The 16,329-nt window shown below is 71.4% G+C and carries 15 protein-coding genes and 1 pseudogene; 9 read left to right on the forward strand and 7 right to left on the reverse strand.

Annotation, left to right across the window (positions count from 1 at the left end):
• Nucleotides 1-137: 137 nt before the first annotated feature.
• Both V6U86_RS19005 and V6U86_RS19010 read left to right on the forward strand, forming a co-directional pair.
• Complete coding sequence (locus V6U86_RS19005; protein ID WP_334505318.1) at nucleotides 138-1,910, forward strand: hypothetical protein; 1,773 nt, start codon at nucleotides 138-140, stop codon at nucleotides 1,908-1,910.
• Complete coding sequence (locus V6U86_RS19010) at nucleotides 1,910-3,700, forward strand: hypothetical protein (protein ID WP_334505146.1); 1,791 nt, start codon at nucleotides 1,910-1,912, stop codon at nucleotides 3,698-3,700. The genes V6U86_RS19005 and V6U86_RS19010 overlap by 1 nt, the downstream gene beginning before the upstream one ends.
• On the opposite strand, the gene V6U86_RS19015 is transcribed toward V6U86_RS19010, so the two are convergent.
• Nucleotides 3,697-5,583 (reverse strand): hypothetical protein, encoded by a 1,887-nt coding sequence (locus tag V6U86_RS19015; protein ID WP_334505319.1) that lies wholly within the window; start codon nucleotides 5,581-5,583, stop codon nucleotides 3,697-3,699. The two genes, V6U86_RS19010 and V6U86_RS19015, sit on opposite strands and share 4 nt — an antisense overlap.
• A 127-nt stretch (nucleotides 5,584-5,710) precedes the next feature.
• Between V6U86_RS19015 and V6U86_RS19020 the strand changes: the two genes are divergently transcribed.
• Complete coding sequence (locus V6U86_RS19020) at nucleotides 5,711-6,991, forward strand: outer membrane protein assembly factor BamB family protein (protein ID WP_334505147.1); 1,281 nt, start codon at nucleotides 5,711-5,713, stop codon at nucleotides 6,989-6,991.
• The gene (locus V6U86_RS19025) at nucleotides 6,988-8,268 is read left to right on the forward strand and encodes an outer membrane protein assembly factor BamB family protein (RefSeq protein ID WP_334505148.1); all 1,281 of its coding nucleotides are present in this window, start codon (nucleotides 6,988-6,990) and stop codon (nucleotides 8,266-8,268) included. The genes V6U86_RS19020 and V6U86_RS19025 overlap by 4 nt, the downstream gene beginning before the upstream one ends.
• On the opposite strand, the gene V6U86_RS19030 is transcribed toward V6U86_RS19025, so the two are convergent.
• A complete protein-coding gene (locus V6U86_RS19030) occupies nucleotides 8,269-9,420 on the reverse strand; it encodes a peptidase C39 family protein (RefSeq protein WP_334505149.1) in 1,152 nt (383 codons plus the stop codon). It lies immediately after the preceding gene.
• Between the two features lie 142 nt (nucleotides 9,421-9,562).
• Here V6U86_RS19030 and V6U86_RS19035 point away from each other — a divergent pair, with 142 nt between their 5' ends.
• The 3 genes from V6U86_RS19035 (at nucleotide 9,563) to V6U86_RS19045 (ending at nucleotide 12,041) form a co-directional block, all read left to right on the forward strand.
• Complete coding sequence (locus V6U86_RS19035; protein ID WP_334505150.1) at nucleotides 9,563-10,231, forward strand: response regulator transcription factor; 669 nt, start codon at nucleotides 9,563-9,565, stop codon at nucleotides 10,229-10,231.
• Nucleotides 10,228-11,391: a sensor histidine kinase gene (locus tag V6U86_RS19040; RefSeq protein WP_334505151.1), complete on the forward strand. Its 1,164-nt coding sequence runs from the start codon at nucleotides 10,228-10,230 to the stop codon at nucleotides 11,389-11,391. The genes V6U86_RS19035 and V6U86_RS19040 overlap by 4 nt, the downstream gene beginning before the upstream one ends.
• 239 nt (nucleotides 11,392-11,630) lie before the next feature.
• Nucleotides 11,631-12,041: a VOC family protein gene (locus V6U86_RS19045; RefSeq protein WP_334505152.1), complete on the forward strand. Its 411-nt coding sequence runs from the start codon at nucleotides 11,631-11,633 to the stop codon at nucleotides 12,039-12,041.
• Nucleotides 12,042-12,188: 147 nt separating this feature from the next.
• Here the strand turns inward: V6U86_RS19045 and V6U86_RS19050 are convergent, their stop codons facing one another.
• The gene (locus V6U86_RS19050; RefSeq protein ID WP_334505154.1) at nucleotides 12,189-12,809 is read right to left on the reverse strand and encodes a TetR/AcrR family transcriptional regulator; all 621 of its coding nucleotides are present in this window, start codon (nucleotides 12,807-12,809) and stop codon (nucleotides 12,189-12,191) included.
• A 103-nt stretch (nucleotides 12,810-12,912) separates the two neighbouring features.
• Here V6U86_RS19050 and V6U86_RS19055 point away from each other — a divergent pair, with 103 nt between their 5' ends.
• On the forward strand, nucleotides 12,913-13,389 hold the full coding sequence (locus V6U86_RS19055) for a hypothetical protein (RefSeq protein ID WP_334505155.1): 477 nt from the start codon (nucleotides 12,913-12,915) through the stop codon (nucleotides 13,387-13,389).
• Between the two features lie 226 nt (nucleotides 13,390-13,615).
• Nucleotides 13,616-13,798, forward strand: a pseudogene (locus V6U86_RS19060) (VOC family protein); the annotation flags it as partial.
• Between the two features lie 62 nt (nucleotides 13,799-13,860).
• Here the strand turns inward: V6U86_RS19060 and V6U86_RS19065 are convergent.
• From V6U86_RS19065 to V6U86_RS19080, 4 genes are read right to left on the reverse strand one after another with little or no spacing between them, the layout of a single operon-like run.
• Nucleotides 13,861-14,490 (reverse strand): dihydrofolate reductase family protein, encoded by a 630-nt coding sequence (locus V6U86_RS19065; protein WP_334505157.1) that lies wholly within the window; start codon nucleotides 14,488-14,490, stop codon nucleotides 13,861-13,863.
• A complete protein-coding gene (locus V6U86_RS19070) occupies nucleotides 14,487-14,963 on the reverse strand; it encodes an SRPBCC domain-containing protein (protein ID WP_334505158.1) in 477 nt (158 codons plus the stop codon). Before V6U86_RS19070 ends, V6U86_RS19065 begins: the two co-directional genes overlap by 4 nt.
• Nucleotides 14,960-15,298 carry an ArsR/SmtB family transcription factor gene (locus tag V6U86_RS19075; RefSeq protein ID WP_334505160.1) on the reverse strand — a complete coding sequence of 113 codons (339 nt, stop codon included), beginning with the start codon at nucleotides 15,296-15,298 and terminating at the stop codon, nucleotides 14,960-14,962. The genes V6U86_RS19070 and V6U86_RS19075 overlap by 4 nt, the downstream gene beginning before the upstream one ends.
• 4 nt (nucleotides 15,299-15,302) lie before the next feature.
• Nucleotides 15,303-16,295, reverse strand: a complete 993-nt coding sequence (locus V6U86_RS19080; protein WP_334505162.1) for a hypothetical protein — start codon at nucleotides 16,293-16,295, stop codon at nucleotides 15,303-15,305.
• Between the last annotated feature and the right edge of the window lie 34 nt (nucleotides 16,296-16,329).

The following is a 16,329-nucleotide window of genomic DNA, read 5'->3' on the forward strand; positions in this document are numbered from 1 at the left end:
CAGAGACCGCATCGCCGACAGAGCTCGACACATCGACAGAGACCGCAGCGCCGGCCGAGCCCGAAACGCCGGCCCAGCCCGCAGCGCCGGCCGAGCCCGAAACGCCGGCCCAGCCCACAGCGCCGGCCGAGACCGCGGTGCCGGCGGAGAGCGCGGCGCCGACGCGGGTGCGGTGGACCCGGCGACGGCAGCACCTGGCGGTGGGCGGGCTGTTTCTGCTCGCCGCGCTCTGGGTGACCAGCCGGATCTGGCTGGACCCGTCCGGCCGGGTGGCCTCGCTCTACACCGGTGACCCCGCCCAGGTGCAGTTCTTCCTCGCCCACGCGGTACGAGTGGTGGTGCACGGCGAGTACCCGTTCTACACCGAACAGTTCAACTACCCGGACGGCGTCAACCTGATGGCCAACACGGCCGTGTTGGCGCTGGGCATCCCGATGGTCCCGGTGACGCTGCTCTTCGGACCGGCGGTCTCCTTCGTGGTGCTGGTCACGCTGGGCCTCGCCGGCACCGCCACGGCCTGGTACCTCATGCTCTCCCGCCACCTGGTGCGTACCCCGCTCGCGGCGGCCGTCGGCGGCTGGTTCTGCGGGTTCTCGCCCGCGATGCTCTCGCACGCCAGTTGGCATCCGAACATCATCAGCCAGTTCCTGCTGCCGTTCATCGTGTGGCGGGTGCTGGCGCTCACCCGCTCCGGCAAGCCGGTTCGGGACGGGGCCCTGCTCGCCCTGCTGGTCACCGCCCAGGCGTTCATCAACGAGGAGATCCTGCTCTTCACGGCTATGGCCTGCGGCGTCTTCCTGCTGGCGGTGCTCGCCCAGGAGCCGGCCCGGTGGCGGGCGGCGTGGCGTCCCCTGGGCGTTGGCGTGCTGACCTGCGCGCTGCTGGCCGGGGCGGCGCTGGCGTACCCCCTCTACGTGCAGTTCGCCGGGCCGATGGCCTACCACGGGCTCAGCGACGCGGTGCAGGACTACGGCAACGACATCGCCGCCTTCTTCGCCCCCGGCTCGCCCACCCTCGGCGGCAATCAGCGAGCCAACATCAACCTGGCGCCGAACTATTCCGAGGAGAACGCCTTCTTCGGCTGGAGCCTGTCGATGCTCGCCATCGGCATCGTGGTCTGGCTACGCCGGGAGCTGATCGTTCGGGCGCTCGCGGTGACCGGCGTGGTCTTCGCCCTGCTCTCCCTCGGTGAGCGGGTCTCCTGGTGGGACCGGGAGCTGATCACCGGGCCCTGGCAGTGGTTGGTCCACCTGCCGCTGCTCGACGCGGTGGTGCCGACCCGGTTCGGGCTGATCACCAGTGTGGTGATCGGTCTGCTGCTCGCGCTCGCCGTCGAGCGGGCCTGGGCGCTGCGTCCGGCCGACCGGCGTACCGTCCGTGTGCTCACCGCCGCGGGCCTGGCCTTCGCGCTGCTGCCGATCGCACCGATGCCGCTGCGGATGGTCTCCCGGCCGCCGGTGCCGGACTTCATCACAGCGGACCGTTGGCGGGCGTACGTCGGGCCGGACCAGACGCTGGTGCCGATTCCGGTGCCCAGCATGGGCAACACGCACGGCATGCGCTGGGCGGCGGCCACCAACCTCGACTTCAAGATCCCCGGCGGTTACTTCCTCGCGCCCCGCAACGGCAACACCGGTGACCCGGGCCGCTTCGGCGGTCGTCCCAGCGGGGTGGGCCAGATGCTGGAGGAGGTGGCGACCACCGGGCGTACGCCCAAGCTCGACGACCGGCAGCGTCGGCGCTTCACCGACGAGTTGCGGCACTGGCGGGCGGCGATCCTGGTGCTGCCGCTGCGCCAGCACAACGCCGAGCCGCTGCGACGTACGGTCGAGGAGTTGGTCGGCCCGGGCCGCCAGGAGTTGGATGTCTGGGTCTGGGACGTCCGGGCGCTCAGCGACCGCTCGGTCTGATGACCGCCGGGACGACGTCCCCGAACACCTCGTCGCCGGCGACGGTCGGCACGTCCCGTCCGGCCTGGCTGCGGGACGCGCTGGTGGTGGCCGGCTATCTGGGCCTCGCCGTGGTGGTGACCAGCGGGCAGTGGGGTCGCCCGTGGCGGTTGTTCCACCAGGCGGGTGACCAGATCCTCTTCGAGTGGATGCTGGCCCATGCGGCCCGAGCGGTGGCCGAGGGGGAGAACCCACTCTTCAGCACGGGGATGAACGCGCCCGACGGGGTCAACCTGATGGCGAACACCTCGGTGCTCGGCCTGGGCGTCCCACTCACCCCGGTCACCCTGCTCTTCGGCTCGCAGGTGGCGTTCTGCGTGGCGGTCGTCTGTTGCCTCGCCGGGACGGCCGTCGCCTGGTACGTGCTGCTGCGCCGCCGGCTGGTCAGCACCCGGGCCGCAGCCGCCGTGGGTGGGCTCGTCTGTGGCTTCGCGCCGGGGATGATGGCCCAGGCGGGCGCACATCTGCACATCGCCGCGCAGTTCCTGGTGCCCGCGATCCTCGCCCTGGTGTTCCGGCCCGCCTCGGGCGGCGCACGGCGCGACGTGTGGCGGCCCGGCGTCGGCCTCGGGTTGCTGCTCGTCTGGCAGGTCTTCATCGGCGAGGAGGTGCTGGTCTTCCTGGTGCTCGCGGCCGGGGTCTTCGCGCTGGCCTACGCGCTCGCCGACCGGGTTGCCGCGCGCCGGCTCGCGCCGGTCCTCTTCGGTCGGCTCGCGGTGGCGGCCGGTGTGGCGGCGGTGCCGCTGGCGTACCCGCTGTGGTTCCAGTTCCACGGCCCGCAGCGCTACTCCGGGATGGCGTTCGCCACGCAGGGCTTCCAGTTGGACGTCGCCTCGTTCACGGCGTCGGCCCGACAGACCGTGCTGGGCGACGACTGGCTGCCGGGGCTGCTCTCGCCGAACCCGACCGAGGAGAACTCGTTCTTCGGCCCGGGTCTGCTGGTGCTCGCCGTGGTGATCGTGATCTGGCTGTGGCGACGAGCACTGGTCCGGGCGTTGGCCGGCTGCGGCGTGGTCTTCGCCCTGCTCTCGCTCGGGACGCAGTTGCGGCTGAACGGCAACGCCACTGGCATTCCGGGGCCGTACCGGCTGGTCGCGAAGTTGCCGCTGCTCGACCTGGCGGTGCCGGCCCGGTTCGCGCTGGTCTGCGTACCGGTGCTGGGTGTGCTGGTGGCCCTCTCCCTGGACCGGGTCCGGGCCGCGAGCCGGGCGAGCGCGCCGGGGCTGCCGGTACGGCTGCTGTGGGCCGGCGCGGTGGCCGCCGCGCTGCTGCCGCTGGTGCCGACGCCGATCCGGGTGGTGCCGGTCGCGCCGGTGCCGGCGTTCGTCGCCGACGGCGACTGGCGTCCGCTGGTGCCGCCCGGCCGCACGGTGGTCGCGGTGCCACCGGTCACCGGTGCCGGACGCAGCCCGGTGATGCTCTGGTCCGCCCGTACCGGTCTGGCGTTCCCCGCGCCGGGTGGCTACTTCATCGGCCCCAGCGGCCCGGACGACCCGGCGGCCCGCTGGGGCGCGCCGGACCGGCCCACGTCGGTGCTGCTACGCCGGGTGGTCGAGACCGGCGCGGTGCCGCTGCTCACCGACGCCGACCGTCGACAGGCCATGGCGGACCTGCGGCACTGGCGGGCGGCGGTTGTCGTACTCGGCCAGCTGGAGCACGGCGACCCGGTCCGCCGGACCATCGACGACCTGCTCGGCCCGGGTCGACCGGTCGATGGCGGGTGGGTGTGGGACGTGCGGGACCGCGGCTAACCCACCAGTTGCCGGACGTCCCAGACCCAGACGTCGTCGACCCGCTGCGGCGGCCCGATCAGGGCGGTGACCAGCTCGCGCAGCACCGCCTCGCGCGGGTGCGCCCCGAGGACCACCACCGACGCCCGCCAGAACCGCAGATCCTCAACGGCCTGGCGGCGGTTCTCGTCGGTCAGCTCCGGGACCGCGTCCTTGTCCATCGTGGAGTAGATCAGGGTGCTGGTCGGTCGGTTCGGCGCACCGAAGACTCCCTCACCCAGCTCGTTCGGGCCGATGAAGTAGCCGCCGGGGATGGGGAACTCCTGCCTGGTCAGCGCACTCCATCGCAGCGTCGGCAGACCGTGCACGTTGCTCGGGATCGGCACCGGCACCAGGGTTCGACCCGCCGGCACGTACGGCCGCCAGCCGCCCGCGGTGATGAAGTGCGGCGGCGGGTCGATCTGCTGGGCGGGCAGCGGCCGGGGGAAGAGCGGCAGCACGGCGAGGGCGACCGCCGCGTACCCCACCGGGCGCAGCCACCGACGGCGCGTCGCGACCGGCGCGGCCGGCTCGTCGGCGGGCGTCGCCGGGGCCGCTTCGCCCGTGCGCTGGGCCGGCACCCGGGGCCGGTCGGCCACCGGGCGTCCCTGGCGGTACGCGGCGTCCCAGGTCAACGCGAGCAGTACGCCCACCGCGGCGGCGACCACCAGCGTCAACCGGGTCGGCATCATCATCTCGACCAGCGGCAGGTCATCCGACACGTACGACCACGGGCCACGCACAGTGGTCTCCACACCGTTGAAGCGCACCCACGGCCCGATCGCGGCCACGCTGAACACCACGATGAGCACCGCGACGATCCGCGCGGCCAACGACCGGCGCACGAGCAGCGCCAGAGCCACCAGCGAGAGCAGCACCAGCGGCCAGCCGAACCAGGTGTTCTGCTCGGTCAGGCCGATCGTCTTCTCCACGGCCGGGTCACCGGCCCAGGTGTCCCGGGCGAAGGTGACGAAGGCGACCAGGTCCTCGCCCCAGTTGTGGAACACGCCGCCCTGCAGGCCACGGTAGGACTGCGGGCCGTTGAACTGGAACCAGATCGGGTACGCGGTGAGTACCAGGGCCAGCCCGCCGGCGACGCCGAGCCCGGCCAGGAACGTGCCGGCGGCGGCCCGGGTGGCCCGCGGCCGCTGCACGGCGTACGCCAGCACGACGACCAGGCAGGCCAGCGCGGTGAGCAGCAACATCTCCTCGTTGATGAAGATCTGGTACGCCACCAGCGCACCGAGCACCAGCCCGTTGCGTCGCCACCGGCCCGGCTCGGCCAGGGTCAGCACCCGCACCACGATCAGCGGGAGCAGGAAGTTGGACACGAAGTTGGGTTGGCCGTTGGCGTGGTGGATGATTCCCGGCGCGAAGCCGAGGAACGCGCCGCCGACGAACGCCGCCGCCCGGGAGCGCACCAGGTGGCGGGAGAGCATCCAGTAGCCGGTGCCGGCGGTGGCCGCCAGCGCCGCACCCAGATAGAGCGCGTACATCACCTGGGGGCCGAGCAGCATGGTCAGCGGTGCCAGCGGCACTGTCACCCCGAGCAGCGAGGTGTTGGCCATCATGTTCACCCCGTCCGGGGCGTTCTGACGGGCCGTGAACAGCGGGTTCTCCAGGTGCCGCACGGAGTACTCACCGTGCGCGAACAGCCACTCGAACCAGCTGTGGTCGGTGGGCAGGTGCGAGGAGACCCGGCCGTTGACGTCACCCCAGTAGTTGAGGCAGACGAAGATGCCGAGCAGCACATAGGCTCCAAGAGCCAACAGGTCTGTTCGGCCCGGACGGCGTCGAGGCCGCCGGGTCGGCTCGACCTCTGCCGGATCGGCGTCGGTCAGGGAATTCAGCGAAGGGTCTACCACCGGCACAGCCACGACGCGCCATCGTACAGGCGGGGTTCCGTCGCTTTTGCCGGCCCGGTGCGCTGACGGTCGGTTTGCCGGACGCTGACCGGTCGGCCAGCCCTACCTGGTCACGGAAGGACGGTCGTTGTCGATCATCGAGCTGGGCGAGGTTCGGGGCGAGCCCGCGTCGCCGTCACCGGTTCGCGGCCCGCGCGCCGCCGGTCGCCCGCTAGGCAGCGCCGTGGTGTCGTTGCTCAGCCTGGTGCTGCTGGCCGGCGCCACGCCGCCGGCGCAGCGAACGGTGAGCGTGGTGACGGCGTCCCGGATGGCCACGGCCTACCTGGCCGCGGACCACGTCTTCGTGGTCGATCCGCCGACACCCGACGGCGACCGGTACCTGACCGCGTACGCCCAACCGTCACCGCACGGCGCTGGTGTGCGGCGGCGGTGGCACGCACCGCTGGCCCGCATCGGCGACTACCTCGACGTCCGGGTCGAATGGGGGTTGGTGTTGGCCACGGCGGCCACCGAACCGAACCAGGTGTTCCAGACCACCGCCTTTGACGGCGCGACGGGCCAGCAACGGTGGCGGCATCGGGGGGCTCTGCAACCGACCGCCGGCGGCGGCCTGCTGTTGACCGACGTCCGCGAGGACGGGACGGGCGTGATGAGCCGGGTGGAGCCCGACACCGGCCGGCTGCTCTGGTCGGTGCCGCTCCCGAGGCCCGCCCACCCCACCTTCCACCGCGATTCCGAGGGCCGGGTCGACCGGTTCGTGCTCCTGCAGCCGACCGGCGAGGTGCAGGTGCACGACGCGGGCACCGGCGACCTGCTGCGCAGCGTCGACACGCTGCCCGGTGACCGGTCGGCGTACCAGCGGGTGCACGTCGTCGACGATCTGCTGCTGCTCGTCCCGCCCGGCAGCACCCGGCTGGTGAGCTTCGGGCTGGCCGACCTGTCGCCACTGTGGACGGCCGAGGTGACGCTGGTGTCGCACGTGCTCGGCTGCGGTGGTCTGCTCTGCGCGGTCCCGCAGACCGGCGGCGTCCAGGTGCTCGACCCGGCCACCGGCGAGGTGCGCTGGTCGGAACTCGGCCAGGACAACCTGGCCGACGTCCGGCAGGGCCGGTTGCTGATGGTCAGGCCCGGCTGGGGGTACACGATGCGGGACGCGGCGACCGGACAGGTACGAATCGAGCTGGGTACGTGGAGCCTGCTGCCGGTGCGCCGACCGGACGATCCGCTGGTCGGTGTGCGACGGACCGACGGCGGTCGGATGGTCGTCGCGGAACTCGATCTGGAGGCGGGTCGGACGTGGATCGTCGACGTGCTGCCGGGCATCGCCGGCAGCTGCCAGGCGTCCCTGCCGATCCTGCTCTGCCAGCGTCTCGACGGCACGACCGCGCTGTGGAGGTTGACGCGGTGAGCGACTCGGTGATCGACCTCGGCGAGCTGCGGCACGGTCCGGACCCGGACCCGCCGCCCCGCCCACCCCGTGCTCACGGTCGCCCGCTGCGCTGCGCGTTGGTCGTGCTGCTCGCGCTGGTCACGCTCGCCGCCAGTGCGGTGCCGCCGCCCCGGCGGGCGCCGGTGACGCTGGCGGCCAGGTCCGGGTCCGACCTCCTGATCGATGGTGATCTCCTGCTGGTGATGGAGCCGACAAACCCGAGGCGGCAGGGGCGGCTGGCCGCGTATCGGTTGCCCGGTGTCGAGCCGGTCTGGCAGGTGCCGCTGTCGGCGGAGGCCAGGTACTGGGGAATGACGTCGCTGTCCGGGATGCTGCTGGTCACCGGGTACGAGATCGGCCGGGAGGGTCGGGAGACCCGCACCATCGCACTGGACCGCGCGACCGGGGCGTACCGGTGGCAGCAGCCGGGCACCGTCATCGAGTTGACCGACGGCAACCTGCTGCTGCGTAGTGGCGGCGACACCGAACCGTCCAGTGTGCGCGCGATCGATCCGTGCTGCGGCACCGTGCGCTGGCAGCTGTCGGGCCTCAGCGCCGAGATCAACGTGCGGGGCAACGAAAACGGGGTGGACCGGGTGGTGCTCAACCAGTTGGACGGGCCGGTCGAGGTACGCGACGCGATCACCGGCGCGGTGCTGGCCCGCGCCGACCTGCGCCCGCCCGACGGCGGTCCGATCGGAGTGGACCTGATCGACGACCTGATGCTGGCCATCGACAGAGGCTCGGGCACGGTCACCGCGTACGGACTGGACCGGCTCGACGAACGCTGGACCCGCACCAGGGTCAATGTCGACTTCGTGCTGGACTGTGGCCCCGTCCTGTGTTTGCGCACCGGCAACAACGAACTGCAGGCGCTCGACCCCGCGACCGGCGAGGTGCGTTGGCGCAGCAGCCGGTGGGGGTGGGCCTGGCCCACCGACGGCCGGCTGATGGCCAACGTCAGCGGTGTCGGTCCGTTGGAGCAGTACATCGTGCTCGATCCGCTGACCGGCCGGCAGTTGGCCGACCTGGGCCGGTGGGAGCTGTACCAACTCAGTACCGGTGGCCGCCTGGTCGGCATACGTCGGCATCCCGATGGTGGGGTGCTCGTCGGCGAGTTGGACATCGGCGCCGGCGAGGTGCGCATCGTGGACGTGCTGCCCGATCCCACCGGGGACTGTCAGGTGATCACCGGTTACCTGGTGTGCAGTGCTGCCGCGCCCAGCTCGTACCGGTTCTGGAAACTGGCGGACTGATCACCAGTTGGCCTGGACGGGCGGCGGGGGCAGCGGCATCGACGCGGGTCGCAGCACGTACGCCACCCCGCCGCTGCCGCGTTGCCAGACCGCCTCGAAACCCTGACGAGGCACGGTACGACGGACCGCGTCGTCGTCCGGGGCGTACGGGTCGTTGAGCACCGGGTCGCCGTCGGCGGTGAAGCCGAGCAGCACCATCAGGTGCCCCGCGGTGTCGTACCCGAGCCCCGGCACCTCGTCGGCCCGGAACGCGGCGGAGACGATCAGGGGGATGCCGGCGGCGATGAACGCCTCCGCCTCGCTCAGCGACCGCAGGCGGGTGACGAACGCGTCGACCCCGTGCAGGCCGGCGTACGCGGTGTTGAACGGCCAGTTGCCGGCACCGGCGTACGCGTGGTCGTAGCAGTGTCGGGCGGCGTGCACCACCACCGGGCGCGGGCCGGACGGCTGCACCCAGGCGTAGTGGTCCGGCGTCGGCTCGGCGCCCCAGTAGGCGAGCACCATCGAGGTGCAGGTGGGGCTGCACCAGGAGTCACCGCCACCACCCCACTGCGGGTACTGGCCGGCGTGCAGCCGCTGCGAGTAGCGGGGCACGTCCAGCACGATGCCACGGGCGGCGGTCGAGGCGGGTTCCCGCTCGTACCCCTGGTCGGTCGGGTTCGGCCCGGTGGCGACCGCGCCGATGCTGTGCAGCACCGGGCCGGTCGGGCTGCCGGCGGGCCGACACAACGTCACCCGCGCCTGCCAACCGGTGACCGTCGCCCCGGTCACGATCAGGGTGTCGGTGTCGACCCGGGCGGCGCTGTCGCGCTGCCCGGGCAGTGAGGTGCGTCGTACGGCCCGGTCGTCGGACGCCCAGCGGGCCAGCCGGTACCAGTCGGTGCTGGGCGCGTCGTCGTGCCAGCCGCGCAGGTCGACCTCGATCCAGCAGCCGTCCGGCGTGTCCGCCGTCCAGGACGGCACCACCTCGGTGACGGCGAAGCCGACCCCTACCGGCGGCGACGTCCAGGTGCCCCGCTGGGCGACGCCGTCGAGGGTGAGGCCTCGACCGCTGGCGCGCAGGTCGTCGCCGCTGCCGCTGGCCGTGTCGGCCGGGAGGCGGAAACCCCGGTAGGCGATGTCCCGCCGGGTGGGTGGTGCCGTAGTGGTCATGCCAGGTCCGTCCGTCGCTCGGTGCCGCCGGCCAGCATCGCGTACGCGGCGGTGGCCCGCAACGCCGGCCGGCGCGGGCGGCGAGGGACGATGGTTGCCGGCCGGCACTAGGTTGTCGGTGGTCAGCAGCGAGGAGGCCGGGATGCGGGTACTGGTGGTCGAGGACGAGCGCAACCTCGCCGACGCGATCGCACGCGGGTTGCGTAAGCGGGGGATGGCGGTCGACGTGGCGTACGACGGCGACGCCGGCCACGAGGCGGCGTTCGTCACCCGGTACGACGTGGTGGTGCTCGACCGTGACCTGCCCGGCGTGCACGGCGACCAGATCTGCGCCGACCTGGCGGCGTCGGGCGCGTTGACCCGGGTGCTGATGCTCACCGCCAGTGGCACGGTGGCGGACCGGGTGGAGGGGTTGCAGCTCGGCGCGGACGACTACCTGCCCAAGCCGTTCGCCTTCGACGAGTTGGTCGCCCGGGTGCTGGCGCTGGGCCGGCGGGCCACCCCGGCGGCGCCGCCGGTGCTCGAACTGGCCGACCTGGTGCTCGACCCGGCCCGCCGGGTGGCCACCCGCGCCGGAGTGCCGGTGGACCTCACCAACAAGGAGTTCGGGGTGCTCAGCGAGCTGCTGAAGGCGCGCGGCGCGGTGGTCTCCAGTGAGGAGCTGCTGGAGCGGGTCTGGGACGCCAACACCGACCCGTTCACCACGATCGTCCGGGTCACCGTGATGACCCTGCGCAAGAAGCTCGGTGACCCGCCGCTGATCGAGACGGTGGTCGGGGCGGGCTACCGCACCGCCGAGGTAAACGCGTGAGTCGGCGGTTGCGGCCCACCCTGCGATTGCGGTTGACACTGCTCAACGGCGTTCTGCTCATCGGGGCCGGAGCGATCCTGGTGCTGCTGGCCTGGCTGCTGGTCCGCGACGCGTTGCGCCCCACCGACGAGTTGGTGCCCGGCACGACAGTGCTGCTCTCCGACGGCCGGGAGCTGGACGCCGGCCAGTGGCAGCGGCAGTTGGTCGACACCGCCTCCGGGGAGCTGCTGGCCAAGGGGCTGGTGGCGTTGTTGGCGATCAGCGTGGTCGGGGTGGCCGGGGCGTACGCGGTGGCGGGTCGGGCGCTGCGCCCGCTGCACCAGGTCACGGCGACCGCGCAGCGCCTCGGCGAGGCGACCCTGGACCAGCGGATCGGCTACTCGGGCGCCGACGACGAGGTGGCCGAGCTGGCCAAGACGTTCGACGACATGCTGGACCGGATCGCGTCCGCGTTCGAGGCGCAGAAGCGTTTCGTGGCGAACGCCTCGCACGAGCTTCGTACCCCGCTCGCCGTGATGCGGACCGAGATCGACGTGACACTCAGCGACGACGAGGCGGACGCCGCCGAGTACCGGCGGATGGCGACGGTGGTCCGCGACGCCTCCGAGCGGGCGAACGGACTGGTGGACGCGCTGCTGGTGCTGGCTCGCAGCGAGGCGCAGGCCGGGCGGCGGCTGGGCCGGCGGACCGAGTGCGACCTCGCCGCCGGCACCGCCAACGCGCTGTCGGCGATGCGCCGTGAGGTGGAACGGATCGGCCTGCGGGTGCAGACGTCGCTGGAGTCCGCCCCGGTCGTCGGCGACCCCGGGCTGCTGGACCGGTTGGCGGGAAACCTGATCGAGAACGCGGTCCGCTACAACCACCTGCACGGCCGGCTCTGGGTGCGTACCGGCACCGACGGCGACCGGTCCTGGTTGGTCGTGGGCAACACCGGCTTCGAGGTGGACCAGGCCGACGTTCCGGGGTTGTTCGAGCCGTTCCGGCGTGGTGGCCGGGAACGCACCGGCGCCCGTGGCTCCGGCCTCGGGTTGTCCATCGTCCGGGCTGTCTGCGACGCGCACGGCGGCACCGTACGGGTGGTCGCGCAGGCCGGCGGTGGCCTGGAGGTGACGGTCACCCTGCCGTCGGCGGACGCCCCGGCGGTGCCGGCCGCCGGCTGATCGGGGTTGCGGGTTCCGCTCGGCCGATGGCAAGATCGCGTCGTCAGCTTGAGAGGGAAGGGGGTGCGTCGATGTCCACCAATGTTGGCTCCGCGCCCCGGGTCAGCGTCGGCTGACGTCCCGGAGGCGGAGCGCCCCCGCACGGGTCGGGCGCTGATCGCCCACTCGAAGGGGAACCAGTTCCTGCGTGGTGCGCCGCGTACGCGGGTCGCGCCACGTCACCACCGTGGAGGACCACTGTGAGTTCGACGATCCACAACATCAGCATCGACTGTTCCGACACGTACGCCCTCGCCGGTTTCTGGGCGCAGGTCTTCGACTGCCCCCGGCAGCCCGACGACTTCCCCGGCGACCCGGAGGCGATGCTCCTGCCGCCGGGTGGCCCGGAGGTGCTGTTCCTCGCGGTGCCCGAGGGCAAGACGGTGAAGAACCGGCTGCACCTCGACCTGCAGCCCGCCGACCGCACCCGGGCCGAGGAGGTCGAGCGACTGCTCGGCATCGGCGCAATGCTCGTCGACGACCAGACCCGACCGGACGGCACCGGTTGGGTGGTGCTCGCCGACCCGGAGGGCAACGAGTTCTGCGTGCTGCGCAGCGCTGCCGAGCGGGCGGCGACATCTGCCACACCGGCTGACGCCCAGACGGTCTAGGCGCCGGCGGTCCGGCCGCCTCGAATAGTCAAGATCCGCGCAGTTACGCAGATGATGTCGCCTCCGGCTCGTGTGAGGCGACAGTTTCGGCGAAGGTGCGCGGATCTTGTATGTCCACCTCGAATGCCCGGTCCGGCCGCCGAGAAGCTACATGTCTCTCGCCTCGATCGACCCGCTCCTCGAAGTTGGCTCGACGTCCGACCTTCCGGTGAAGATGCCGCCGGCAGCAAGATCGACCCGAGCGCGGGCACCCTCGGGATCGTCTCCAAAGCGGTCGATGCCCCAGGACACGGTCGTGATCAGCTCGAACAGTTGCTGTGCTGTGACGCTATGTGTCATCACGCCGTCCTCGCGCGCTCGCGCCAGGAGTTGCTCAGTGCGGCTGATCAGCGGTCCGCAGACGATCTGCATAGGCGACGCGTGGTCGTGGATGGCGGCTGCGATCGAGCTGGGCAGGTCGTTCCAGAGACGAAGCCGCCACGCCAGTTGGTATAGCCACTCGCGAAGTGCTTCCGCGGGGGGCAGGCGGCGTTCAACCTCGATCGATTGTTCCAGAACCTCCTGCACGCTGCTGACCATGACGGACGCGAGAAGGTCGTCGCGCGTGGGGAAGTTGCGGTACAGCGTGGCATTACCGACCCCTGCGACGGTGGCGATCGCATCCGTGGGGGCGCGGATGCCCTCGCGTTCGAAGACGGAACGCGCGGCCGCCAGGATCGCTTCTCGGTTGCGCTGGGCATCAGCGCGACGCGCCCGCTTCGCTGTCATCTCGTCGGCCTTCCGGTGCCACTTGCATATGTGGGGACTCTCCCCACATACTGATGTGGGGAGAGTCCCCAGTTTCACGATGGATTCTATCTTGGGAGTCAAGATGACTGCTCTACAGGCAGCTCCGGCAGCAACAGGCGGTGCGACCGGAAGCCCTGACACGACGGCCGCCGCCGCCAACTATCAGCTCCTGACGGACTACTACGCGGCCTACGGTGACGGCGGTGCGGAGGGGCTGGCGCGAATGGCCGCCTTCTACGCCGAGAACAAGCCGAGCTACACCGCCGGCAACTCGGAGCTCTCCGGCGAGACGAACAGCCCGGAGGAGTCGCTGAAGGTCATGCGACGCCTCCAGGAGCTCAGCGGCGGCAACATCACCTTCGCCGCGCCGCCCACCATCCTCCTCGCCGGCGATGCCGTCGTCGCGCTCGTGGTCAACGAGCGGCACGCTCGCCCAGGGCTGCCGGAGCTGGTTGTGCCACGGCTCTACGTATACGAGATCGCCGACGGAAAGATCAGCCGATCATTTGGCTGGCAGCTCCAGTCCAAGGCCTTCGACCAGTACTACCCGCGGGCATGAAGGAGCCCGGCCCGCGTGGAGGACTCTCCCGCAGGCCGGCTCCCCCGACTATGTCTGGTCGTGCGTCGTTCAGGAGCGCTGCTCGATCTCGCTGCGGATGGCGACGAACTCGGCCTTCGCCTGCGCCGCGGACTTGAAGTGCATGACCACCACGCCCACGCTGCCCCGGTTGTTCTACTTCTTCGGCGGCGGGCCGAAGGGGTGGGCCGGCTGCTGGGACATCGGTCAGCTTGGCGCGACGCTGGTCGACGACCAGACCCGACCGGACGGCACCGGTTGGGTGGTGCTCGCCGACCCGGAGGGCAACGAGTTCTGCGTGCTGCGCAGCGCTGCCGAGCGGGCGGCGGCAGCGGCGGCGCGAGCCGCGGCGGATGCCCTCGCCACCTCGGAGGTTGCCGAACCGGCCTGACCGTCGGCGTACGACACAGGGCCCCGGCCACCCGAGGGTGGCCGGGGCGTGTCGCGGCGCGGTCACTGGACGAAGGCTGTCGCGCCCTGGTATTCCGCTACCGGGGCGGCGCCGACATGCTCGTACTCGAGTAGGAGCAGACCCTTCGCCGTCGCCTCGTGATGAACCAGTCGGAGGCCGACGGACGCGCTTGGGTGGTCGAGCAGCCGACGCCCGGAACCGGCCACTGTGGGGGCGACGACGAGTCGGAGTGTGTCGACGAGGCCGGCCGACAACAGCGCCTTGCCCAGTCGTGCGCTGCCGTGGATCTGGAGTTCCCGTCCTGGACGCGCCTTGAGCTCCCCGACGGTGTGGATCGGGTCGCCGTGGAGCAGCGTCGTCGGGCGCCAGCTACCCTCCGTCAGGGTGTTCGTCACCACGTACTTCGGTAGTGAGTTCATCCGTTCGGTGAACGGATCGTTCGGGTCGGTGATCTGCGGCCAGTCGCGAGCGAACGCCTGGTAGGTCCGCCGTCCGAGCAGCAGGCCGTCGGCGAGACCCAACCAGTCGGAGGTCCGGCGGACGAAGACCTCGTCCAGGTAGGGCACGAGCCAGCCGCCCCGGGTGAAGTCGTCGCTCGTGTCCTCGGTCGGCGAGCCGGGCCCCTGGCTGACGCCGTCGAGAGTGACGAACTCGGTAAGGACGATCTTCACGGCGCACCCTCGCCTTCGGCGACCCCGGCGAGTTGTTCGGTGACCGAGCCCCAGCCGTCCGCGAAGCCGATCTTCTCGTGAAGGTCACGAGCGGTGGGATCAGCGTGGCGGACGATGATCCGGTAGTCCGTGCCGTCCGGATGATCTTTCATGGTGATCTCCGCGGTCATCGGGACCGGGGTCGGGTTCGCGGGCCGCCAGGCGCTGTCGATCACGTTGGTGAACACGATCCGTTCGAGATCGTCGACGACGAGGAAGCACGCATCGAGGTGCGGGACGAACTCCACCCCGTCCTCGCTCAGGCGGGTCACGAGTGCGCCACCGGGCCGGACGTCCAAGCGATCGACGCGGCACAGGGCCGGCGCCGGTACCCACCACTTCTCGAAGCGGGACGGGTCGGTCCAGGCGCTCCACACGGCGGCGAGAGGGGCGCGGATGACCCGCGCCATGATCAGGTCCAGGTCGGGGTTCATTGCTGGTTCTCCTGCTCATCGGTGACGAGGCGTTCCAGGCGATCCGTGCGCTCATCCCAGACCCGGCGCTGCTCCGCGAGCCAGTCGTCGACGACGGCGAGGCGCTCACGGTTGAGCACGCAGGTGCGCACCCGGCCGGACTTGGTCGTGTGAATCAGGCCGTTCGACTCGAGCGTCCGCACGTGCTTCATGAACGAGGGAAGGGTCATCGGAACTTCGCGGGCGAGGTCGCCGACGCTCGTCGGACCGTGGCCGAGGCGTCGGATGACCCAGCGTCGGGTCGGGTCGGCGAGAGCGACGAACACGCCGTCGAGCTGCGCCGAATACTGTGCCATGCGGCTAAGTGTTGCAAGAGACAACACTTAGCGCAAGGGCAAAGTATTCGCGGCCCCAGGGAGTGGCTGCCCGGACGGCGGCCGATCGGCGCGCTTCAGGAGAAGCACTAGGGCCCCGGATCGTGGTGAACTCGGCCTTCGCCTGGTCGGCGGACTTGAAGTACAGCACCACCATGCCCAGGCTGCCCCGGTCGGCCCAGACGCAGATGCCCAGCGGCACGGTCTCGGCCTTTCCGTCGCCACAGCGCGCGTCACCGCCGAGCGGGCCGGCGTCGACGGCCGTCATCTTCTCCACCGTCAGCTGCTTGGACAGGCTGTCCACATAGGCGTCGAGCTTGTTCTTCGGGTCGGCCAGCAGCCCGGACACGCCCGTGATCATGATGAGGTCCTGCTTCAGCGGATCGCCGTAGAAGGCGGCGACTGTGCTGGTCGAGTTTCCCGCGACCGTCTTCATCTCGCCGGCCGCCTGGTCGGCGGCCCTCTGGAGCTCCGGGTTGGTGAGCTTCGGCCGGCCGGCGAGGGTGGCTGGCGCGACCACCCGGGTCTTGCTGGCGTCGAGCGCGTCGTTCACCGGCCCCTTGGCGACGAACCAGATGACCGCCGCGCCGCCGAGGCAGAGCACCAGCACCACGGCCAGGACGATCAGAATGATCTTGCCGGCGTTCGACTTCTTCGCCGGGGGCGGGCCGCCGGCCAGGTTCGGGTCACCGTACGGCTGACCCGGCTGACCCGGCTGAGCGGGCGGAAAACCCGGCTGCGGTGCCGGGTATCCAGGCTGCGGTGCCGGATAGCCCGGCTGCGGTGCCGGGTAGCCGGACTGCGGTGCTGGGTATCCAGGCTGCGGTGCCGGGTGGCCCGGCTGCGGTGCCGGAAAGCCACCGGGCTGCTGCGGCTGTCCCTGCGGCGGCGGCCAGCCGCCAGGCTGCTGGCCCGGCTGCTGCGACGGGTCAGGGAAATCGTGCGGCGGGCCGTAGGGATTCGCCGGCGGCTGGGACATCGATCAGCTCCAAGATGGGGGTGCAAAACGTGTG

It is taken from the genome of Micromonospora sp. CPCC 205558 (assembly GCF_036902955.1).
Taxonomy (GTDB): domain Bacteria; phylum Actinomycetota; class Actinomycetes; order Mycobacteriales; family Micromonosporaceae; genus Micromonospora.